Source organism: Halohasta sp. A2 (genome assembly GCF_056175805.1).
This window is the reverse complement of record NZ_JAQFWV010000135.1, coordinates 1-3221: the sequence shown is the minus strand read 5'-3', so window position 1 is coordinate 3221 and position 3221 is coordinate 1. Positions and strand designations below refer to the sequence as shown.

Below are 3221 nucleotides of genomic sequence, written 5' to 3'. Positions count from 1 at the left end.
GTCTGGTGATATGACAGCGAGTCGAAGTCGTCCAGCGGATCAGTACACGATAGGAAGTCCGTGATCGGCAGCATTTGCTGTCAATACGGTGTATAGTTGGGGCCTACTTAAACGTGCAGAGCCGAGTGAGTATAGAGAACGAGAGGAACGTCTTGAGGAAGAAGCGAATGATGATGAAATTAAAGAACGCCCTGAAGATCTCCCCGATGATGTTCCATCGAGGGCAACGATCACGGTCAAAGAAATCAACGATAATCGCTACTACTACTGGCAGTGGCGAGACGGCGATCGTGTGAAATCGAAGTACAAAGGGCCAGTCGACTCCGAAGAATAGCAGCGTCGATCATCAATACAATGGTGCTTCACACTTCACCGGGGTGATGAAAGTAACTCCTTCCTATTCAATTCTTACATATTCCAGTAGATCCATTTCTTGTGTCTCTGTGAGTTCCCGTCGAATGTCTGTTCGATCCCACCCAAGCGGTGAGAGGACACTTTCGACAGCTCGAATGAGTTTCGTCTCGTAGTACGACCGATCATACGTTTCGACATCCTCGTGAACAAGAGCAACGCGATCTCGCGAGCAAAGGCATTGATTGCCTCGTGGCATTCGATCCGTCCAAATTTCGCGTTACTGAACCCCTGATACCCGAAGCAGGCGACGAGGATCCACTTGAGTGCTCCCGACCGTCCTTCGAGTTCGGCGAGTTGCTCTTGGTTGGGCTCTTCTTGCTGTTGCTCACGACGCCTGGCTGACGATTGCGCTGTCGGCCCTGATTTCTCAAACATACCTAGCTGGTCGACAAAGAATGCAATAACTCGAAGCGCGCTGTTTCCATGTTTCAGGAGTCGTATTGGAGGATGTCGAACCCAGTTCTATCTTCGGGTTTCTACTTATTCGACGAGCATTTCCGGAATCCGTACCGCTGTGTGCAACCGAGTTACCCAACAACGCCGTTTTTGTTGGTTAACTGTGCTGGCGTGTAGGCTCTCCAAGCGGTTAATCTGATTCCATCGCTTATTCCTCGACATGACCCACCGGTTCCTCCTCGATATGATGCTCGGGAAACTCGTCACGTACCTACGAATGTGTGGGTACGATACACTCTATACACAGGAAGAAGAGATCGAAGCTGACGACGTGATTTCTGAGCGGGTAGCCTCAACTGGCCGAACGTTAGTCACTCGTGACCGGGAACTCGCCAGTCAAACTGACAACGCGATCCTTCTTACGTCTCGGGAAATTGAGAATCAACTCGCCGAACTCCACGATCATGGCATCCCAATCGAACTACCGACTCATCCCGAACGCTGTAGCGTCTGCAACGGCCGTGTCAAGAATATAGACCTCGAACAGCGGCCAGAACACGCTCCCGACACTGTGAGCCACATCTGGCAGTGCAAGGAGTGTGACCAATACTTCTGGAAGGGAAGTCACTGGGAGCGTGTCCAAGAGATCATTTCTACGATCGACGTATAATTACACCCTCTTCTCGCGAGAGCTACACTGGAGCGACCAAACCGTCGACATATTCGATCACTCACAGTAGCTGTAACGTGCCCTCGTAATGGTGGGTGTCATCTAACGTATTGGCGTATGTGTACGCCGCGGGTGGTTCGATGCCCCACTTTCGTAACCGAGTGTCGACGCCATCGATAATTGTCGTCATGAACGACCCACGGTCTCGGATTGTTGGCGGTGACTGCGTATGGACTGTTTTGTATCGACAAACGGCAGTCGAGTCGGTGTCTGGAATAATCTCTACCCACAGGTCGCTTTTGAGTTTCCCGCTCATCGGTTCGACATCCCCAAGCAACAGACCTTCTCCGAACTCGTCGATGGCCTCGAGAATCTCGTCGGGGATGTGGTTCATCGTATAGTGATTACTCGGTTTGTTCAATAATACCAGGTTCCGGTTCAATGGAGGGAATCACCGGTCGAACGTAGCATGGTACACGAAACGTACACAACGTCCACGAACTTATACACCTACATGAACCACGATCGCCTTCATGCCCGGAAACCAACACACGATATCGAGCGCTGGTCGACCGGGACTATCGACGCAGTCGACCAGCGAGATGGCCACTGTGTCGTCACGGTCCTTGGTGAGGACAACGAACCAGTGGAGTTGGTTGTTACACTGGCGATTCGAGATCTATTTCTGAGTCGACTGGATATCGGTGACGAGGAGTCACCAGTTGGTGAGCGGGTCTGGTACCGGAAACACGGTGGCTGAGACAGCCGGAGAGAGTTTGTGTGGAATATATCTGTCGTCTGGCTGTTCAAACAATAAATATAATACAGCGTGAGTGACCGGTTTTTCCAAGCTGCCGGGCCTGTTTCAGAGAGTCGGTAACTGAATCCTACTGGAAATATCTTCACGGCGTCAACTGGGTGTCTTCAAGCGGCCTGGTCGAAGAGATCCGACAAGACATCCCGGGTGTCGGGTGAGAGCATGTGTCCGTCTAACTCGCCAGCCTCGGGGTACGCAGTTGTGAAGATTGACGTTGCAGCAGTGCTACAAGCCGTTTACACTCCTCATTGCAGAGTTCGTTTTTCTAAACGCTGTGGGCTCGGCGAGAGACTGATTGCTGACGCAAATATTAGGACTGATATAGTGGTGTCCCAAATTTTCCAATGGGACAGACATATTCGCGACTCAGATGACAGTTTTCGGTACCATAATGGATCGTCTGTTCAAAAAAATTCGAAGTCAAGACAGATCATGGTCACACTCAACTATGATTTCAAACACTTTTCATTTGGGGTGTGTTGTACATAATTATACGTTGATGAGCTTTTTTGTCCATCAAGATGGGTGTACACACGTGTGTAATTATAATCTAATATATCTTAATCGACGTATATACGTGTGTATTAGCAGTACTGGTAACGTACAAGCCAGTATTTAGGTCGTCATCAAGTAATACAAATCACCATTCATACGCCTTCAAACGGTTATATTCGATATTTACACACGAGTGTACTCATCATCCGGAGTTGAACAATTATGAGGTTATAAATAATGCACAATAGATAGAGATCCCATGCCACAACTACTGGCATGCATAGAGCCGTATTGGCAATTGATTGGTCGTGTTGCAAAGTCCTCTAGAGTTCAGTAGCAACTGACTCCCTTGAGGAAAGGGACGCCTCTGGTGTCCACTCCGAGAGGTGTCCCATGCACGCCACAATCGACGTGCGGTTGACCGTTAGC

General features: G+C 49.6%; 3 protein-coding genes and 2 pseudogenes. 3 read left to right on the top strand and 2 right to left on the bottom strand.

The window, feature by feature from the left end; genetic code table 11:
• Positions 1 to 124 precede the first annotated feature (124 nt).
• Positions 125 to 334 (top strand): annotated as a pseudogene (locus O2S87_RS18300) (DUF6788 family protein); the annotation flags it as partial.
• Positions 335 to 549: 215 nt separating this feature from the next.
• Here the strand turns inward: O2S87_RS18300 and O2S87_RS18295 are convergent.
• Positions 550 to 756, bottom strand: a pseudogene (locus tag O2S87_RS18295) (hypothetical protein); the annotation flags it as partial.
• 274 nt (positions 757 to 1030) lie between these two features.
• Between O2S87_RS18295 and O2S87_RS18290 the strand changes: the two are divergent.
• Positions 1031 to 1480 (top strand): Mut7-C RNAse domain-containing protein, encoded by a 450-nt coding sequence (locus O2S87_RS18290; protein WP_475410162.1) that lies wholly within the window; start codon positions 1031 to 1033, stop codon positions 1478 to 1480.
• A gap of 61 nt (positions 1481 to 1541) precedes the next feature.
• On the opposite strand, the gene O2S87_RS18285 is transcribed toward O2S87_RS18290, so the two are convergent.
• A complete protein-coding gene (locus tag O2S87_RS18285) occupies positions 1542 to 1874 on the bottom strand; it encodes a hypothetical protein (protein ID WP_475410161.1) in 333 nt (110 codons plus the stop codon).
• Between the two features lie 120 nt (positions 1875 to 1994).
• Between O2S87_RS18285 and O2S87_RS18280 the strand changes: the two genes are divergently transcribed.
• On the top strand, positions 1995 to 2240 hold the full coding sequence (locus O2S87_RS18280; RefSeq protein WP_475410160.1) for a DUF7861 family protein: 246 nt from the start codon (positions 1995 to 1997) through the stop codon (positions 2238 to 2240).
• The last annotated feature ends 981 nt before the right edge of the window (positions 2241 to 3221 follow it).